This is a genomic window from Acidiphilium sp. (assembly GCF_049977125.1).
Classification (GTDB): Bacteria; Pseudomonadota; Alphaproteobacteria; order Acetobacterales; family Acetobacteraceae; genus Acidiphilium.
This window is the reverse complement of sequence record NZ_JBMFGY010000029.1, coordinates 15,764-32,827: the sequence shown is the minus strand read 5'-3', so window position 1 is coordinate 32,827 and position 17,064 is coordinate 15,764. Positions and strand designations below refer to the sequence as shown.

At 60.6% G+C, this 17,064-nt stretch carries 17 protein-coding genes; 7 read left to right on the top strand and 10 right to left on the bottom strand.

Annotated features, from left to right (window positions below; translation table 11 throughout):
- From ACP5E6_RS07010 to ACP5E6_RS07000, 3 genes are all read left to right on the top strand, one after another.
- Positions 1–573, top strand: a 573-nt coding sequence (locus ACP5E6_RS07010; protein WP_427953208.1) for a restriction endonuclease subunit S, incomplete at its 5' end; no start/stop codon positions are given.
- The gene (locus ACP5E6_RS07005) at positions 570–3,647 is read left to right on the top strand and encodes a type I restriction endonuclease subunit R (protein ID WP_427953206.1); all 3,078 of its coding nucleotides are present in this window, start codon (positions 570–572) and stop codon (positions 3,645–3,647) included. The genes ACP5E6_RS07010 and ACP5E6_RS07005, both read left to right, overlap by 4 nt.
- Positions 3,637–4,362, top strand: a complete 726-nt coding sequence (locus ACP5E6_RS07000; protein WP_427953204.1) for a M48 family metallopeptidase — start codon at positions 3,637–3,639, stop codon at positions 4,360–4,362. The genes ACP5E6_RS07005 and ACP5E6_RS07000 overlap by 11 nt, the downstream gene beginning before the upstream one ends.
- Positions 4,363–4,715: 353 nt before the next feature.
- On the opposite strand, the gene ACP5E6_RS06995 is transcribed toward ACP5E6_RS07000, so the two are convergent.
- The 8 genes from ACP5E6_RS06995 to ACP5E6_RS06960 all read right to left on the bottom strand — a co-directional run bounded on the left by ACP5E6_RS06995 (position 4,716) and on the right by ACP5E6_RS06960 (position 9,424).
- Entirely contained in the window at positions 4,716–5,216 is a 501-nt protein-coding gene (locus ACP5E6_RS06995; protein ID WP_427953202.1) for a hypothetical protein, read from the bottom strand.
- 1 nt (position 5,217) lies between these two features.
- Complete coding sequence (locus ACP5E6_RS06990) at positions 5,218–5,694, bottom strand: hypothetical protein (RefSeq protein ID WP_427953200.1); 477 nt, start codon at positions 5,692–5,694, stop codon at positions 5,218–5,220.
- A 3-nt stretch (positions 5,695–5,697) separates the two neighbouring features.
- Complete coding sequence (locus tag ACP5E6_RS06985; protein WP_427953198.1) at positions 5,698–6,579, bottom strand: DUF4123 domain-containing protein; 882 nt, start codon at positions 6,577–6,579, stop codon at positions 5,698–5,700.
- A 16-nt stretch (positions 6,580–6,595) separates the two neighbouring features.
- Positions 6,596–6,952: a PAAR domain-containing protein gene (locus tag ACP5E6_RS06980; protein WP_427953210.1), complete on the bottom strand. Its 357-nt coding sequence runs from the start codon at positions 6,950–6,952 to the stop codon at positions 6,596–6,598.
- 245 nt (positions 6,953–7,197) lie between these two features.
- Positions 7,198–7,488 (bottom strand): hypothetical protein, encoded by a 291-nt coding sequence (locus ACP5E6_RS06975; RefSeq protein WP_427953196.1) that lies wholly within the window; start codon positions 7,486–7,488, stop codon positions 7,198–7,200.
- A gap of 98 nt (positions 7,489–7,586) precedes the next feature.
- Positions 7,587–8,063 carry a hypothetical protein gene (locus ACP5E6_RS06970; RefSeq protein WP_427953195.1) on the bottom strand — a complete coding sequence of 159 codons (477 nt, stop codon included), beginning with the start codon at positions 8,061–8,063 and terminating at the stop codon, positions 7,587–7,589.
- 92 nt (positions 8,064–8,155) lie between these two features.
- Positions 8,156–9,046 carry a LysR substrate-binding domain-containing protein gene (locus ACP5E6_RS06965; protein ID WP_427953193.1) on the bottom strand — a complete coding sequence of 297 codons (891 nt, stop codon included), beginning with the start codon at positions 9,044–9,046 and terminating at the stop codon, positions 8,156–8,158.
- A 159-nt stretch (positions 9,047–9,205) separates the two neighbouring features.
- Entirely contained in the window at positions 9,206–9,424 is a 219-nt protein-coding gene (locus ACP5E6_RS06960; protein WP_427953191.1) for a hypothetical protein, read from the bottom strand.
- A gap of 40 nt (positions 9,425–9,464) precedes the next feature.
- Here ACP5E6_RS06960 and ACP5E6_RS06955 point away from each other — a divergent pair, with 40 nt between their 5' ends.
- The 4 genes from ACP5E6_RS06955 to dinB all read left to right on the top strand — a co-directional run bounded on the left by ACP5E6_RS06955 (position 9,465) and on the right by dinB (position 12,894).
- A complete protein-coding gene (locus ACP5E6_RS06955) occupies positions 9,465–10,358 on the top strand; it encodes a GntR family transcriptional regulator (protein WP_427953189.1) in 894 nt (297 codons plus the stop codon).
- 55 nt (positions 10,359–10,413) lie between these two features.
- Positions 10,414–10,887, top strand: coding sequence for a cupin domain-containing protein (locus tag ACP5E6_RS06950; protein WP_427953187.1), 474 nt, complete (start codon positions 10,414–10,416; stop codon positions 10,885–10,887).
- A gap of 17 nt (positions 10,888–10,904) precedes the next feature.
- Positions 10,905–11,594, top strand: coding sequence for a sulfite oxidase-like oxidoreductase (locus ACP5E6_RS06945; RefSeq protein ID WP_427953185.1), 690 nt, complete (start codon positions 10,905–10,907; stop codon positions 11,592–11,594).
- Between the two features lie 151 nt (positions 11,595–11,745).
- Complete coding sequence (gene dinB, locus ACP5E6_RS06940) at positions 11,746–12,894, top strand: DNA polymerase IV (protein WP_427953183.1); 1,149 nt, start codon at positions 11,746–11,748, stop codon at positions 12,892–12,894.
- Between the two features lie 8 nt (positions 12,895–12,902).
- Here the strand turns inward: dinB and ACP5E6_RS06935 are convergent, their stop codons facing one another.
- A complete protein-coding gene (locus ACP5E6_RS06935; RefSeq protein WP_427953181.1) occupies positions 12,903–15,323 on the bottom strand; it encodes a YbcC family protein in 2,421 nt (806 codons plus the stop codon).
- Positions 15,320–17,014, bottom strand: a complete 1,695-nt coding sequence (locus tag ACP5E6_RS06930; protein WP_427953179.1) for a proton-conducting transporter membrane subunit — start codon at positions 17,012–17,014, stop codon at positions 15,320–15,322. The genes ACP5E6_RS06935 and ACP5E6_RS06930 overlap by 4 nt, the downstream gene beginning before the upstream one ends.
- Positions 17,015–17,064 lie beyond the last annotated feature (50 nt).

Here is a 17,064-nt window from a genome sequence, read left to right as displayed (position 1 = left end):
CAACAACTCCTCACCGGCAAAACCCGCCTGCCGGGGTTTACGGGGGCTTGGAGCAGTAAGCTACTGGGTGAGATATCATCGTTATATCAACCCGCAACAATCTCTGCTCAGCAATTGAAAGAGGTCGGATTCCCTGTTTATGGTGCGAACGGCATTGTCGGATTTTATGACCGCGCAAACCATGAAAAATGGCAAATTACGATTACATGTAGAGGATCAACTTGCGGGACCGTTAATCGAACAGTTGATAAGTGTTGGATTACGGGGAATGCAATGGTAGTTAATGTCGAGAATAACCCACATATAGATAAGGTTTTTCTCTATCATCTGTTGAAGTCTCAGGATTTTAACCTCTGTATAACGGGCAGCGGTCAACCGCAAATTGTTCGCACACCATTAAAGATGTATCCTCTTGCGTTTCCATCATCGAAAAATGAACAATCTGCCATCGCCGCCATTCTCTCCGATATGGACGCCGAACTCGCAGGCCTGGAATCCCAGCGCGACAAGGCGCGCGCCATCAAGCAAGGCATGATGCAGGAACTTCTCACCGGAAGGATCAGGCTGATATGAGCGGCGATTTCCACCCGACCATCGGTCCGAGCGAGCGCAAGACCCAGTCGCGGGTGATCGCGCTGTTTCGCGATCAACTCGGCTACGACTATCTCGGCAACTGGATCGACCGCGAGCAGAACGCCAATATCGAAACCGCGCTGCTGCGCCGGTTTCTGACCGGGCGCGGCATCGATGAGGCGTTGATCTCCCGCGCCATTTACGAGTTTCAGAAAATCGCCACCGACCAATCGCGCAGCCTCTACGATGTCAACCGCAGCGTTTACGACCTGCTGCGCTATGGCGTGAAGGTAAAGGCGGAGGTCGGCGAGCAGACCAGCACGATCTGGCTGATCGACTGGGCGCAGCCGGACCGCAACCATTTCGCGATCGCCGAAGAAGTGACGGTGCAACCGGGCAGCGCCGCGGGAGGGTTCAAAACCTACGGCAAGCGGCCCGATCTCGTGCTCTATGTCAACGGCATCGCGCTCGGCGTGCTGGAGTTGAAACGCTTGACCGTTCCGGTCGCCGAGGGGATTCGACAGAGTATCGACAATCAGAAGAAAATCTTCATCCAGCACTTCTTCACCACCATCCAACTCCTGATGGCGGGCAACGATACCGAAGGGCTGCGCTACGCGCCGATCGACACGCGCGAAAAATACTGGCTCACCTGGAAAGAGCCGGGCGAGGTGGCCAACCCGCTCGACCGCGCGCTGCTGCAGCTTTGCGAGAAGCGGCGCTTCCTCGAACTCGTGCATGATTTCATGGTGTTCGACGCCGGCACCAAGAAAACCTGCCGGCATAACCAGTATTTCGGCGTGCGCGCGGCGCAGGACCATGTAAAGCGCCGCGAGGGCGGCATCATCTGGCACACCCAGGGCTCCGGCAAAAGCCTGACCATGGTGTGGCTGGCGAAATGGATCAGGGAGCACGTCACCGGGTCGCGCGTGCTGATCATCACCGACCGCACCGAACTCGATCAACAGATCGAAAAAGTGTTTCTCGGCGTCAATGAAAAAATCATGCGCACCAGATCCGGCGCCGATCTGATCGCCCGATTGAACGACATCGAGCCCTGGCTGCTGTGCTCGTTGATCCACAAATTCAGCGGCAAGGATCAATCCGAGCGCGACATTGCCGATTTCGTCGCGGAATTGCGCCGCTCGCTGCCCACCGGCTTCGCACCCAAGGGCGATATTTTCGTCTTCGTCGATGAATGTCACCGCACCCAGACCGGCGAGTTGCACAAGGCGATGAAGGCGCTCCTGCCGAACGCCATGTTCATCGGCTTCACCGGCACGCCGCTGCTGAAGGCGGACAAGGGCACCAGCATCGAAATATTCGGCCCCTATATCCACACCTATAAATTCGACGAGGCGGTCGCCGACAAAGTGGTGCTCGATCTGCGCTATGAGGCGCGGGATATCGACCAGCAACTGACCTCGCCGGCCAAGATCGACCAGTGGTTCGAGGCGCGGACCGTGGCGCTGACCGACCTCGCCCGCGCGCAGCTCAAGCAGCGCTGGGGCACGATGAAAAAAGTGCTGTCGAGCCGATCCCGCCTGGAAAAAATCGTCGCCGATATTCAGATGGACATGGCGCTGCGGGAACGGCTGGCCTTCGGCCTGGGCAACGCCATGCTGGTGACCGCGAGCATCTATCAGGCATGCAAGATCTACGAATTGCTCGAATCCACCGACCTCGCCGGGCATTGCGCGATCGTGACCTCCTACAAACCCTCGGCCGCCGACATCAAGGGCGAGGACAGCGGCGAAGGGATGAACGAGCGGCTGCGGCAATACGAGATTTACAACCGGATGCTGAACGGCACGGACCCGGACAAATTCGAAGAGGACGTCAAGCGTAAATTCATCGAGCAGCCGGGGCAGATGAAGCTGCTGATCGTGGTGGATAAACTACTGACCGGGTTCGATGCGCCGCCCGCGACCTATTTGTACATCGATAAACAGATGCGCGATCACGGGCTGTTCCAGGCGATCTGCCGGGTTAACCGGCTGGATGGCGACGACAAGGAATACGGCTACATCATCGACTACCGGGATTTGTTCAAAAGCCTGGAAACCTCGGTCCATGATTACACGACCGGCGCGCTCGATGGCTACGCCAAGGAAGACGTCGCCGGATTGCTGTCCGACCGGCTGGGCCGCGCGCGCGAGCGGTTGGAGGATGCGCGGGAAGCGGTGAAAGCGCTGTGTGAACCGGTGCCCGCGCCGCGCGACGATGTCGCTTTCCGACATTATTTCTGCGCCGCCGACACGGCCGACAAGACCGCGATGAAAGAGAACGAACCCAAGCGCCTGGCGCTGTATCGGCTGGTCGCCGCACTGCTCCGCGCCTATGCCGATATCGCCAATGAAATGGCGGAAGCGGGATATACGGCAGCGGAAATCGAGACGATCAAGGCCGAGGCTGGTCATTTCGAGAAACTGCGCAACGAGATCAAGCTGATCAGCGCGGATTACATCGATCTGAAAATGTACGAGCCGGCAATGCGGCATTTGATCGACACCTATATCCGCGCGGATGAGAGCGAAGTGATCTCGAAATTCGACGATATGTCGCTGGTCCAATTGATCGTCGAGCGCGGCAAGGATGCGGTCGATGCGCTGCCGGCCGGCATCCGCGACAGCAAGGAGGCGGTGGCCGAAACGATCGAGAACAACGTCCGTAAGCTGATCATCGATGAAACGCCGATCAATCCGAAATATTACGAAACCATGTCGGGGCTGCTCGACGCGCTGATTGCCCAGCGGAAGACCGAGGCGTTGGACTACCAAACCTATCTCGCGAAAATCGTCGAACTGACCAAAAAGGCACAAAACCCGGCCATGGGCGCGTCCTACCCGGTGACGATGAATACTTCGGCCAAACGGGCGCTTTATGATAATCTCGGCAAGGATGAGATATTGGCCACGGCGATCGACGACGCGATTCGTTTCGTCAAGAAGGATGATTGGCGCGGCAACCGGTTCAAGGAAAAGGAAGTGCGCAACGCCATCGCCGCCCACCTGACCGACCCGGCACAGGTGAGCGCCATTTTTGATCTGGTCCGGAATCAAAATGACTACTGAGATTGGCCACATGATGGTCGGCGGTCTGCGGGTGGATGTCGTCCGCAAGGCGATCAAGAACCTGCATATCGGCGTCTATCCGCCGAACGGGCGGGTGCGCGTTGCCGCACCCTTGGCCGTGAACGATGACGCCGTGCGCTTGGCAGTCGTCACGCGACTGGGGTGGATCAAACGGCAAAAAGCCAAATTCGAAGAACAGACGCGCCAGAGCGAACGCGTCTATGTTTCCGGCGAAAGCCATTATTTCCTGGGTCAGCGCTATCGGCTGCGCGTGATCGAAGCGGCGAGTGCAGGGCGGGTCGTGATCCGCAACGGCAATATGATCGAACTGCAGATTCGACCACAAACCGACCAGGCAGGCCGCGAGCGGTTGATGCTGGCATGGTATCGCCAGCAACTGCGCGCGCGCGCGGCACCGATGATCATGAGCTGGGTCGACACGATGGCCCTCCGCCCGCCCGCGTGGGGAATCAAACGCATGAAAACCAAATGGGGTACGTGCAACATCGAAGCCCAACGCATCTGGCTCAATCTAGAACTCATCAAAAAGCCGGCTCATTGCCTGGAATATGTCGTCGTGCACGAACTGGCGCATTTTCGGGAACGGAACCACACGGATCGGTTCATTGAACTGATGGACCAGCATCTTCCCAGTTGGAGGTCGGTTCGCGAAGAACTGAATACAGCCCCCCTCGCCCATGAAACATGGGAATGAAGAGACTTTTGTTTTTCTAATGTAAAGATAAAAATTTGAAAAATTCGAAAATTTTTAAAAAACTATATTTAACAAAATTTTACAGCAGCAAGACTCCGATTGATGTAGAATTATACAGCCACCCATGAGCGCGTCCATCTATTTGATGAGGCCCGTCTCTTGTTCACTGAATAGACAGCATTTTTATTGGCGATTGCGATGAAATGCTGTATTGCATTCTCATATCCACCATGATTGATCACGTTTTGTACGTATCTGATATCGTCCGGCGACCAGTGGTCGTTCATGATCGCCAATAGGAAATCAAATTTTTATTGTATCCAATAGAAAATTTCATGAATTGAGATCCTTTTTCATTGGAACCCTGTCTTTCCAGGAAATGGCTCATCGCTGAACAGAGCGTTATAGAAGGTAGCTTTATCCATATCGGTATTGAAAAGATTTAACCGAATCGGAGTTTCTGCGATTGGTTGTTCAATTATATTTATTGCATCATCAACAAGGATTTCGGCTAGTGATTGCAGCATCGGAGTATCGCGGATGTCTATCTGTGAAACAACCCGATCACCATATTCACGGTCATGACGAAATATAATTGCATATCTCCCAATAAGTGAAAGTCTTAGAAAGTAATTTATATCGTCTTTGCGAAGAAACAGATTAACCGACACATCTTCGTTTAAGTCCGTTTCTTCAATTACATCAAATCCGATTTTAACTATTTTAGAGATTGTATCCTTATAGGGATTAGATAGATATTTAGGCTGTACCCAATGAAAATCAGGCGAGTTAAGATCCCGGTAATTAGCCATTATATCCGAAGTGACTTTTTCGCGTAGTTGATCATTGTCCATATTAGTTCTCCGGTCCTGATGGGTGACCATGGATTCTTCCCTGGGAATCCTCATGTACACGCACGACATCTTGACCGCCACCGTTGGGTCCCGTGCCGATACGACGACCCGCATTCCAATCCTTGACACCTGGCCGGCCGGGAACAGGCTGACCTTTCTTCGCGGCCTCCTGCGTCAGCTGATCCGCGTCTTCCTTGGATCCATCAAATGTTGAGGTCGGTTTGCCTTGTTTGAGGCGATTTTCATTTTGAGGCGTTCCCTTGATGTGCCCATCTTGCTTTTGACGAGAGATTTCAGGTTCTTTTTGCGTAGCATCCGGGCAAGATTGAGTAGGAGATGCCGGCTTCGCGTTACCCTCGTCGTCGGCGTTGGATGCGTGCTTGAGTATTTTCTTGGTGGTATCAATGCCGACCTCGGCGAGAATATAGGTTGCCAGCGCGGCGAGAAATGGTTCCAGTGGAATCGCGAATGGACCCACGGCTCAGTTCCAAACCGTCCGAGCCGTAATCGCCCGGAATATTGTCTCGATCCGCTCATCACCAACGCCCTCGATGTCTTGACTTTTCAACACCGCACCGAACACCGGCTTCTCGTCGAAATGTTGACCGAAATACGCGCCGAGGATCATCCACTTCATCAGACCACGCTCCGTGACCACCCCATAGGTTGCTGCTCGTCCTCGCATTCGATGGACCCATTCCATCAGCCTGGGTTGTTCAATCTTCCGAGTCTGTTCCGGCAATTCTTTGCGTAAGAATGACGCGATCCGCAGTTCCATCGCCTTTTCTGCCCGGTTGGTCATTGCCGCCATAACGTCCGGTCGTATTGGAAACAAGCCAATTGGCAGGGTAACCGCGGGACCCGGCAGCGGCGCGTGAGATGCAGCCAAGTTTCCTGTGTAGTCTTCGGTCCAGAGCGTTATAATCGGCCCGAAAAATGCCCGGCGCTCCTCGATCTGGAGCTGAGGTAGCAGATCATTCAGCACCCGACTGTCATACCAGCGGAACAGTACGATCCGCCCATCGGGCAGGCGCGCCTCTGGAAATCGCCGGCAATGAGCACGCAATGCTTCGAAAGAGGCATCGGTACGCAGAGGCAGCATCCAACCCTTCCCCGTCCCCTCAGTCAGCAAGAGCCTAGTCAGCGCCGCATCCGGATCGAGGCGCACCAGATAGGGTGCGGCGTCGCTGGCTCGGAGATAGATGTCGCCTTGCCACAGACACTGGCAGGTCTCCGTCGTACCGAAAGCCGCGAGATAGTCTGAAATGTTCGAATCGCGCGCCGCGTCGACCACGGCAAAGACAGATTGCGGCGGAGAGTTGTCGCTGGGCCATAAGACCGACCTAAGTTCAACGAAATTCATAAGAGACCGTAATCGGTCATTTTGTACAATGTTCGCAGAATGGCGTGCCACCGTCCTTCGCGGCTTGCGCAAGCGCTCCGCCCTGAGACGAGAGTGGGGATGACGATCCCGCAGCAGTACCGATCAACACCGACGTGAGGCCCCCGACGATCACACCGCCATGAGCTGTCTGGTCACCCATACGTGCGGCCATCAAGCCGTTGATCAGCACAGTTGGCGAACCCATAGCAATCATGTCGGGAGGGCCGACGCAGGTCACCTTGTCACTTACTCGAGCGGCGGGAAGGTTGCCGATGAACACGTTCGGTGAGCCGCTCATGATAGGGCCGCCAACATGCGGTACGGGCCCATCGCTATCTGGACACGTGTGCATATCCGTGATCCGCGCTGCTGGCTTTTCTCCGGCCATGACAAATCCTAACCGATATTGCCTCTCGTGGGAACTGCGATGCCTCGCTGTATACGGTGGCTGAGCAGATCAAACTGTCGGCGACCGGTCATACCATGTCACTGACAATATTTCGGAAGAGCCCGATCGGTGGTGACGGTTTTCGGGGTGAAAACAAAAAATCCCCGTCCCGCATGTGTTTGCTGGGTGGGGATTGATGGGTTGATCGATCAGCGCGCGCCGGGTGCGCCGAAGCTGCTGGCGAGGCGATTGCGATGCTCGGTCACCTGATCGCCAAGTTCCTCGACGAAGAGTTCGAGGGTTAGGAGATCGGCCAGCAGCTGCCGTTGGGCGCATTCGACCTGGGCCAGCTCGGGCGAGGCCTCAATCGAGGCGCGGAACCCGCGCATGGCGCCGGCCAGGGCTTCGAGAGCCGAGGTCATGCCGGCGCTGGTGCGGATGAGCGTACGACGCGCGCGCAGCTCGGCGCGCACGGCGTCGAATAGAGTGTAGTCTGACATTGATGGATCGTCCTTGAAGCAACCCCGGGCTCAGCCGGACGGGGCCGATTTTACGTCTGAAAAAATGATGCGGGCCTGGAGCCGATGGTCCGCCGGGGTCAGAGGCGTAAGGTGTATTCGCCATTGACGGCGCCGGGGTAGCTCATTGCCGCGAGAAGCGGTGCGGCATCACAGCTGTCGGCGATCACGACGCGCAGCGTCCGGCACCCATGCGTCCGAGCGATCCCGGCCAGGCCGGTAATCAGATTGAGTATGATCTGCGTCGGATCGAGCAGATCGACCGCGATCACCGGACGGGCAAGCAGCGTGCGCCCGTTCGACAGGCCGCTGTCACATTGATAGCACGCAAGGCCGTTCGGAAAGTTTCGCGCTCGCCGGCGCGCCGTCAAAATCCCGCGCCGACCGGGCGCGGCGCCAATGCTGCGCTGCGCAAACTGCCGCCACTCCGCCCGGCCGATCTCCGGCATGGCGATCTGAATGATCGGATAACTCGGATCGATCTGTGCGCGGACCAATGGCTCAACCACAATCAGCGCATCATCGACCGGCACAACAGGCGGAGATGACGACAACATGGCATGAGGTTACACCGCTCTCATGCCGCCGCTTTGATCCAGATCAACGCGGATCGTCCGTTCGCGCGTCCTTCCCCGCGCCGCCGCGATCCTCAGGTCTGGCGCAGCGTCGCCAGAAGTGCCGCGGCGGCGCGGGTGCGGGTGCGATCCTGATGCTGCACCGCGAAATAGGTCCGTCGCGGCAGTTCGATGGGAATTTCAATCAGCTTGCCGGCGGCGATCGCATCCGCGCAAACCAGTTCGGACAGGATGGTCGACCCCGCGCCGCCGATCACCGCGGTCAGCACCGAGCCATTGGCCGGCAGTTCGATGGCGATGTCGAGCGCCGCGTAAGCGACGCCGAGCGCCGCCATCGCCTCGATGAACACTGCCCTGGTGCCGGAGCCATCCTCGCGCAGCACCCAGGTGCCGCAGGCGAGATCGAGCGCGGTGAGGTCCTTGCGCCCCGCCCACGGATGATCCGCCGCCACCACCATCACCAGCCGGTCATGCGCGATCGGCTCGGCCGCGATATGGGGGTGCACCAGCGTGTCGCCGGGGCCTTCGACGAAGCCGATCTCGGCCTGCCCCTCGGTGATCGCCTGCGCCACATCCGCCGAGTTGCCGATCGACACCGCAAGGCTGATCCCCGGATAGGCGCGGCGAAACGCCACCAGCCGCAGCGGCAGAAAATGATTGGCGATGGTCTGGCTCGCCTTGATCGCCAGATGCCCGCGCGCCAGGCCGGAAACCTCCCGCATCGCCGCCGTCGCGGCTTCGGCGCGGCCCAGAATCGCGCGCGCCTCCCCCAGGAACAGATGCCCCGCATCGGTCAGCGCAATACCGCGGCCGATCCGATGGAACAGTTTGGTGGCGAATTCGCGCTCCAATGCCGCAACCGCGCCCGATGCGGCCGATTGCGTCAGGTTCAGCGCCTCGGCCGCGCGGGTGACATGTTCGCGTTCGGCCACCGCGACAAATATCCGCAACTGCTCCAGAGTCATGACTTCTGGGTTAGCGCAAGTGGAGGCGGAATGAAATGCGGCGGACCGCCCCGGATTCGCCTTCGACCGTGGCGCAGGCACACGAAATCGTGTAATCCCCACGACCCGGCGATGAGGGAACCACGTAAAAACCGGAACGTCCAAGGGAGAACCACGATGTCAAACCGCCCCAGCCGCCCGCTCATCAATGCGGCGGCGTCCAGCGCCCCGCTCGGCCCCATCGTCACGGGCGGCGCCCCGGTCGCGCGGCCACCGCTCCGCGCCGAAACCGGGCATGAACGCCAACGCCGCAATCACCGGCGTCGATCCCTTCGGCCTTGCCAATCCGACGCCGCTTGCGACAAAATGAAAACCCGAAAACCGGCGCCATCGCGTCATCGCCGGATCACCCTCGTTCCACTGATAGGCTCGCGGCATTATGGCTAAGCCGAATACCCTGCTCAAACGTACCAGCAATTCCCTGCTTGCCCATGTCGCCACGCTCGAACGCACGGTCATCGGGTCAGACAGCGCTCTCGCCCGCCAGTTCGACGTCAGCCGCACCACGGTGCGCGCCGCGATCGACCGGCTGATCACGCTCGGCGTGCTGCACCGCGATCAATCCGGCGTCACGGTGCGGCGTAAGCCCAGACCGACCGATTATTTCGGGGATGCTGAAACCGCCGGCCCGCAGGATCAGATCGAGCTGGTGTTCATGCAGCGCGTCCTGCAGGGCGACTGGCGGCCCGGTCACATGTTTTCCGAAGCCGAGCTCGCGCGTGACAGCAACGCCAGTACCGTCTCGGTGCGTGAATTCCTGATCGGGTTCTCCCGCTTCGGCCTGATCGCAAAGCAACCGCGCGGCGGTTGGGTGCTGCAGGAATTCCACGCCCGCTTCGCCGCTGAAGTCGCCGACATGCGTGAACTGATCGAAATGGCGGCGATCGTCCGCGTCACCGCCACGGCGCGCGCCGATCTGGCCACCATGACCGACACCATGATCGAGCGTCACCGCGACATCGAGGCCCACCTCGCCACGCGCCACGCCGAATTCGCCCCGCTCGACCGCGATTTTCATCTCTGGCTGATCGGCCACCTGGAAAACCGCTTCGCCCGCGATTTCTTCGACATCGTCTCGTTCCTGTTCCATTATCATTATCAATGGGACAAGCAGCAGGAGATCGATCGCTGCCGCATCGCCATCGCCGAACATGGCGCCATCCTCGCCGCGCTGCGCGCCGGTCACGCCGACGCCGCACGCCGCGCCATGGCCACCCATCTCGCAACCTCGCGCCGCGCGCTACAGGCGGGGTTGCGCCAGGTGGCGGCATAACCCACATGCGGGCGATCGCCTCAATTCCCGACCCCGGACCGCAGCGGAGCCGAGCATGACCACGTCCCATCACCCCGATTGGCGCCATCACGGCGTCCGCGTCATCCCTGGCACACAACTCGACCCGAACACGCCGCAAACCCCCGGCATGAGCCGCGCCGCCGCAATCAATCACGCGCGGGTCGGCGCCCAGAAACTCTGGGCCGGCACCGTCACGATCGAGCCTGGCGCCAAAACCGGCGCCCATCACCATGGCGCGCTCGAAAGCGTCATCTATGTGGTCAAGGGCCGGGCGCGGATGCGCTGGGGCGACCGGCTGGAATATGTCGCCGAAGCCGGGCCCGGTGATTTCATCTTCATCCCGCCCTACGTGCCGCACCAGGAAATCAACGCCAGCACCAACGAGCGGCTGGACTGCATGCTGGTTCGTTCGGATAACGAGGCGGTCGTGGTCAATCTCGCAATCGATCCGGTGGAAACCCCCAGCGCCGTCGCTTGGGTGGACCCGATCCATCAACGCCCGGCATGACAGGGGAGCACAACCTCATGAACCCGTCCGAAACCAATGAAACCCCCGCCACCGGCGCCAGCCTGATCGACCAGATCAGAACCAAGCTGACCGACCGCAAACAGGCCTGGTCACGCGCCGGGCGCGCCATCACCGGCGCCACCGCCCCGCGAACGCAGCGCCTGCCGCCCGGTCAGCGCCTGGTTACCGATTGGCCGGTCCTCGATCTCGGCATTCAGCCGGACGTCGCGAAGTCCTCGTTCAGCCTGACGATCGATGGCGCGGTCGAACATCCGGTGACACTGGATTGGCATGCGCTGATGGCGCTGCCCCAGGAAACCAGCGTCAGCGACATGCATTGCGTCACCACCTGGTCGCGCTACGACAATCATTGGCAGGGCGTTGCCATCACCACGATTCTCGATCTGGTCCGCCCGCGCGCCGAGGCCAGCCACGTCCTGTTCAACGCCTACGACGATTACACCACCAACCTGCGCCTCGATCAGGTCGCCACAAACGATAGCTATCTCGTCCACAGCTGGCAGGGTCAACCGATCTCCCGCCAGCACGGCGGCCCGCTGCGCGTGCTGGTGCCACGGTATTATCTGTGGAAATCGGCGAAATGGATCCGGCGCATCACAATCGCCACCGCCGACCATCCCGGTTTCTGGGAAACCCGCGGCTACAACAACAACGCCGACCCCTGGCTGGAAGAACGCTACAGCTGATCCCGTTATGTTCGCTTTAGAGCATTATGCTTTCAGAGTAACGCTCTAGCTCTATGTTTTTTCGAGCGATTTCATGCGATTATGTTGCCGCTGCCGCGTCAACTTAATCGCATATCGCTCTAGATCGATCCCATGATAAATCACCACCGAGATGGACCGAACCAGCCCTACCCCGGCGCCGACCGCATCGCTCCGGCGCATCGTCCATATCGACATGGATGCGTTCTACGCCTCGGTCGAACAACGCGACGATCCCTCGCTCCGCTTCAGGCCGGTGGCCGTTGGCGGCAATCGGGCGCGCGGGGTGGTCGCGGCGGCCAGCTACGAGGCGCGCCAGTTCGGCGTTCGATCGGCGATGCCCTCGGTCACGGCCCAGCGCCAATGTCCCGATCTCATCTTCGTCCCGCCGCGGTTCGAGGTCTACAAGGCGGTGTCGCTTCAGGTGCACGATATTTTCCGCCGCTACACCGCGATCATTCAGCCGCTTTCGCTCGATGAAGCCTATCTCGATGTCACGGCGCCGCTGATCGATCGCGGGTCGGCCACCGCGATCGCCGCCGAAATACGCGCCGCCATCAAGGCGGAGACCGGCCTCACCGCATCGGCGGGCGTGTCGTACAACAAATTTCTGGCCAAACTGGCGTCCGATTACCGCAAGCCGGACGGGTTGTTCGTCATCACGCCAAAACAGGGACCCGGCTTCGTCGAGACTCTCCCGGTCGGCAAATTCCATGGCGTGGGTCCGGTCACGGCGAGCCGGATGAATGCGCTCGGCATCTACACCGGCCTCGATCTGCGCCGCCAGTCGCTGGCCTTCCTGACCGGGCATTTCGGCAAGGCCGCCGCCTATTACTACGGCATCGCCCGCGGCGAGGACGATCGACCGGTCGACGCCGATCGCGTGCGGAAATCCTTGGGCACCGAGACGACGTTCCCGCAGGATCTGGCGGCTTGGCACGAGGTGGAACCCGCACTTGTCGCGGTCTGCGCCCGACTATGGGCAGCCTATCAGCGGGGCGTGTCGAGCGGGCGCACCGTGACCGTGAAACTCAAATTCACCGATTTCCGCCAGATCACCCGCAGCCGGTCGACGGCCGAGCCGATCGTCATGCGTTCCGAACTGGAGCGGATCAGCCTCGACCTGGCGCGATCGTGTTTTCCCTTACCGCGACCGCTCCGGCTGCTCGGCGTTACCCTTTCCAATCTGGACGATGAGGATCGTGCGTCGCGCCAGCTCGCCCTGCCGTTCGATCACGCGCCTGAAGCGCCGAACGCCCACAGCGCCCGCGACAGCGGGTGACGCCGCGCTCAAATCGGCACCCACTGATCCGCCGCGCGCCGCTCCTGGACCCCGCCATCCTCACCGATCCGCAGGATGTTCAACCAGCGGTTATCCACCAGCCGGCGGAGGATTTCATGATCCGCGATGACCCGATCGATCGCCTGGGCCGGCGCCTCGATAAAGGCTGAAAGGCGCAGCGGTTCGTGTTGCAGGCCGCTGTTGTTGTCGCGCAATGATTGCTCCGACAAGCCGATCCGCAGGTCGCCGCCATTGCCTTCAAGCACCCCGATGGTCCCGCCGACCACGTTATGCAGAACCTTGTTGCCGCAGCCTTGCCGCTGATTATCGACCGTCGAGCCGTAGTATTGGAGGGCGATCCAGTTGGCGACCATGAGCGGCGCCGTCATGATCACCGCGAGAAGACCAAATTCCGGATCCTTGGCGGGATCGTAATCGTGAAGGAATGCCCGGCCGGCGAGATTCATCTCGCGGGTGCGCCAGCGCGGCGCGGCGATGAAGGCCGCATTGCCCGCCAATGCCCATTCCGGGCGCATCTGGGACCAGTCTCTCCCGCGAAACCGCGTATCCCGCGCGACCGCATCGGGATCGGTCAAGTCCGGTTCCAGCCGCATCATGCGCTCGAGGCGGGTCAGATTGGTCGCCTGCTCCAGCGCCGCCTTGAGCTCAGCCATGACCCGGAAGTCCAATCGCGGATCGTCCAAGCCGGAAAGGATCTCGACGCGATCGGTCGTGGTGTCATGCAATGCCGGCAGGAAACAAACGTGATCAGCCAAATCCCAGCCCTTGGCGGTCAGCCCCCGCCGCACCCGCGGGTCGTTGAGCAAATTGGCGGCGACCCTTGCGTTCACCTCCCCGGTCTGACCCGCGCAGGCGCCACAATCCAGCCCGGTGCGATGAGGATTATTGGTGGTCGAACTGGCGTGACCGACGATCAGCACGATGGGGGCGACCTCGCCAGGGCTCAAGCCGAAGCCCTTGAGGCAAAATTCGGCCATGTCCACGCATTCATCGACGCTGAGGGAAGCCGGCAGCACATAGGTGAGTTTCGACCGCTCCGCCGCGGTGAGCCCGGCGTCGTCCGGCGGCAGGGAGGGGCGGTGCCAACCCAGCGTATCGGCGAGCAGGCGCCCGATATAGGACAATCCCGCCGTCTCCACGAAGGAAAAGCACGAGGCCGCCGAGAGTTTGAACTGCTTCCATGCAGCACTTCGGCGCAGACGCCGCAAGCGGCGCTGCATGACCGGCTCAGGGCCTTGCTCCTCCACATGAACCTTGGGCGCCAGGAACACGGGCAGCTGCGGCCGGCGTTCCCGATCCCCCTGCCGGCGGTAATCCATCATCAGGCCAAAGAATCCGCCAAAACCAATCGTCGCCAGGCTGGGCATGGCGCTTTCCAAATGGCGCCGGAAAATTTCGGAGCGGACGTCGATACAAAATACCGCCTGAACCTCTGTCGAAATCGCGGCGACCCGCCGCCCGGACGGCCGACGCCGCCTGATATTCGCGACCACCTGACGCCGGAAGGCGATCTCGGCGGCCCGGAGCAAAACCTCGCCCCGCCGGGCGTCCTCCAGATCCGCGCTCTTATCGGTCAGGGTCCAGCCCTGGAGTTGCAACTGCCAGCGATCGAGGGTCCGGCGGCGGGCCGTCTGGCGCAGGAGCGCTTCCCACACCAGACGGATCGTCAACAGATCCGCAAGATCCTGATGGCTCTCCCCCTGCAATTCGGCCTGCCAGAGCAGATACCGGCACCAGCTGGCCCAACCGCCGATCGACTTCAGCAGCACCAGAAAATAGGCTTCTTCCGCGGCTTTGGGGATCCGTAAATGCCGCTGCGCCCAGAGCCGGGCGGCGGCGGCGTCGGCGGGCAGTTCCAGCAGGATCGGGCGGATCGCCTTGAGTCCCATCGGCGAAACGCTGCGATCCGACAGCGTGTATTGCCGCCAGGTCGCGAAGAGTCCCCATCCCTCGTTCCTGGGGAACTGCCACAAGGATTGTCCACGGTCATAATAGGAGGCCAGGAAACGGCTGATCTGCTCCAGCACATACTGGGAGATCGACGCATGCCCCCGCCGATCCATCAGCTCCGACAATGTCGGCAACCGCATGGCGGGCTCGGGAACCTCCCGGAGATAATCCCGCCACTCCGCCTCATCCGCGCCAAGGCCAAGACTTTCAGCCGCCTGCAAAACATCCGGTAAAATGGATTTGCCGTTCCGGATCTGATCCGCGTACCAGCGTCGATCCATGATCACCCGCTCGCCCACGGTTGCCTGCAATTGCGCCGCCACCTCTGGAAACGCCTGGTCCGCGAAGCCCCAATAGGGGTTGACGGCGACGAAACCATCCAGCGGCCAGACCGGCGCGATGCGACGGATCACCCGATCAAAGACATCTTCACCCGCTTGCGTCACGATCTCACTCATTGTGCGGCTCCGGGGCTTGCGAGGATTTCCTGATTCCGTGCCATCGATTGCATCGAGTCCAGCGCGAGATTTTTGCGCGGAAGCTCGATACCCACTTTCTCCGACCAGAAGCGATGCGAGAACTGATCGACCCAGAAATCCACATACAGGCCGTTATAGAGATGCGTGAACATCGCAAATCGCACCGATTGGGGCAGTTGCGCCCGTCCCGGCCCCTGTATCCAGCTCAGCACCAGAAAGCTCGCCGCCGTCAGAACCACGAGTCCAAGATAGGCCCCGGTGCCCGATCCCGCGCGAACCGCCACATCCCGGGCAAATCCCCAAACGAACAGGGTGTGCAAGAGCAGGTAGAGCACCCCCATGACGCCCGCCACCACCACGGCCATGATCCGGTCGGCCAGGGCATCGAAGCCGAAACCCTTGACCATGATCTGGGAGATCGCCATCGCCACGATCATCACAAGGGCGATCCAGGCGGGATCGCGGCCCGGATGTTCACCAAAGAGCCACGCGCCGCCGCCGGCGATGATCACCCCGAGCGCAACCGCCGCCGCCCAGGCGGACAGGCTGGGACTCTTCTTCCCCCCCGCAGGCACCTGGCGCAACTGATCCGTGACACTCCCCGAGGAGAGGAAGGCATGGGCCTTGTACAACGAATGCCCGACCAGATGCAGCAGCGCCAAGGCGAACAGCCCAAGCCCCAATTCGAGGGACATGAAACCCAGTTGCGCCGCGGTGGACCACGCCAGCATGGATTTGACCGCCGTCTGCGTGGTCATGACCAGGGACGCGATCACCACGGTCACGAGGCCCACGACACCGAGGGCAAGCAGCGGACCAGGCTCACGAACCAGGAGCGGGCTGGTGCGCAGCGCAATGATCGCGCCGCTGTACACCACGCCGGCGTGCATCAGCGCGGAAACCGGCGTCGGCGCCTCCATGACCTGGATCAGCCACCCATGAAAGGGAAAATGCGCGCTTTTCAGAACAACCGCCATCACGATCAACCAGGCGGCGATCTGAAGCGAAACCGGCAGGCTCCCCGCCCGCGCCGCGAACCGGGCGATCGTGTCGAATTGCAGGCTACCCGTGGCATGGCCGATCAGGATCGAGGCCGACACCAGGCAGACATCCGCCGTGCGGCTGAAAATGGATTTCTTGTGCGCCGCCATGATCGCCTTCGGTCGATCGCTGTAGAACATCAGCAAACGGTGAAGGCTGAACCCGGTGGCGATGATGCCGAGGGTAAACAAACCGATGTTGCCGGCCACCACGACCACAAGGAAAAACCCCGCCGTGAACGCCAGCAACCGGGCGAAACGCGCCTGCTGCGGGTCGCCATCCAGATATTGCACACTATACTGCGCGATCATCACAATGACGAAAGCCACCAGAGTCGCCAGCGCCAGGGTCATGCCATTGACAATGATGGAAATCGGCAAGTCAAAGCCAAGACCCGGAAGCGGAATCGCCGCCAGGGTCAGGTTCGCCCGCAACCCCAGCAGAAAACACAGATCAGCCGCCAAAGCCGCCGCCAGCGCCATGATCGCCGCCCAGCGCACCCGGTTGCGCGTCATCACCGCCGCGAGCCGCGTGGCCGGCGCCCGCGGCAGCGCCGCCAGCAGCAATCCCGCGGGCATCACGGCCAGCCAGCCGCCGGAGAGCCAGTCCATCGCATCAACCGCATTCATACCTTCCTCCACCGATCAATTCGTTGACCCGTTTGTAGAGATCGGGACAT

Coding starts and splice junctions, on each gene's coding strand:
- ACP5E6_RS07005 (WP_427953206.1), top strand. CDS start 570: ATGAGCGGCGATTTCCACCCGACCATCGGTCCGAGCGAGCGCAAGACC.
- ACP5E6_RS07000 (WP_427953204.1), top strand. CDS start 3,637: ATGACTACTGAGATTGGCCACATGATGGTCGGCGGTCTGCGGGTGGAT.
- ACP5E6_RS06995 (WP_427953202.1), bottom strand. CDS start 5,216: ATGGACAATGATCAACTACGCGAAAAAGTCACTTCGGATATAATGGCT.
- ACP5E6_RS06985 (WP_427953198.1), bottom strand. CDS start 6,579: ATGAATTTCGTTGAACTTAGGTCGGTCTTATGGCCCAGCGACAACTCT.
- ACP5E6_RS06980 (WP_427953210.1), bottom strand. CDS start 6,952: ATGCACACGTGTCCAGATAGCGATGGGCCCGTACCGCATGTTGGCGGC.
- ACP5E6_RS06975 (WP_427953196.1), bottom strand. CDS start 7,488: ATGTCAGACTACACTCTATTCGACGCCGTGCGCGCCGAGCTGCGCGCG.
- ACP5E6_RS06970 (WP_427953195.1), bottom strand. CDS start 8,063: ATGTTGTCGTCATCTCCGCCTGTTGTGCCGGTCGATGATGCGCTGATT.
- ACP5E6_RS06965 (WP_427953193.1), bottom strand. CDS start 9,046: ATGACTCTGGAGCAGTTGCGGATATTTGTCGCGGTGGCCGAACGCGAA.
- ACP5E6_RS06960 (WP_427953191.1), bottom strand. CDS start 9,424: ATGACGCGATGGCGCCGGTTTTCGGGTTTTCATTTTGTCGCAAGCGGC.
- ACP5E6_RS06955 (WP_427953189.1), top strand. CDS start 9,465: ATGGCTAAGCCGAATACCCTGCTCAAACGTACCAGCAATTCCCTGCTT.
- ACP5E6_RS06950 (WP_427953187.1), top strand. CDS start 10,414: ATGACCACGTCCCATCACCCCGATTGGCGCCATCACGGCGTCCGCGTC.
- ACP5E6_RS06945 (WP_427953185.1), top strand. CDS start 10,905: ATGAACCCGTCCGAAACCAATGAAACCCCCGCCACCGGCGCCAGCCTG.
- dinB (WP_427953183.1), top strand. CDS start 11,746: ATGGACCGAACCAGCCCTACCCCGGCGCCGACCGCATCGCTCCGGCGC.
- ACP5E6_RS06935 (WP_427953181.1), bottom strand. CDS start 15,323: ATGAGTGAGATCGTGACGCAAGCGGGTGAAGATGTCTTTGATCGGGTG.
- ACP5E6_RS06930 (WP_427953179.1), bottom strand. CDS start 17,014: ATGAATGCGGTTGATGCGATGGACTGGCTCTCCGGCGGCTGGCTGGCC.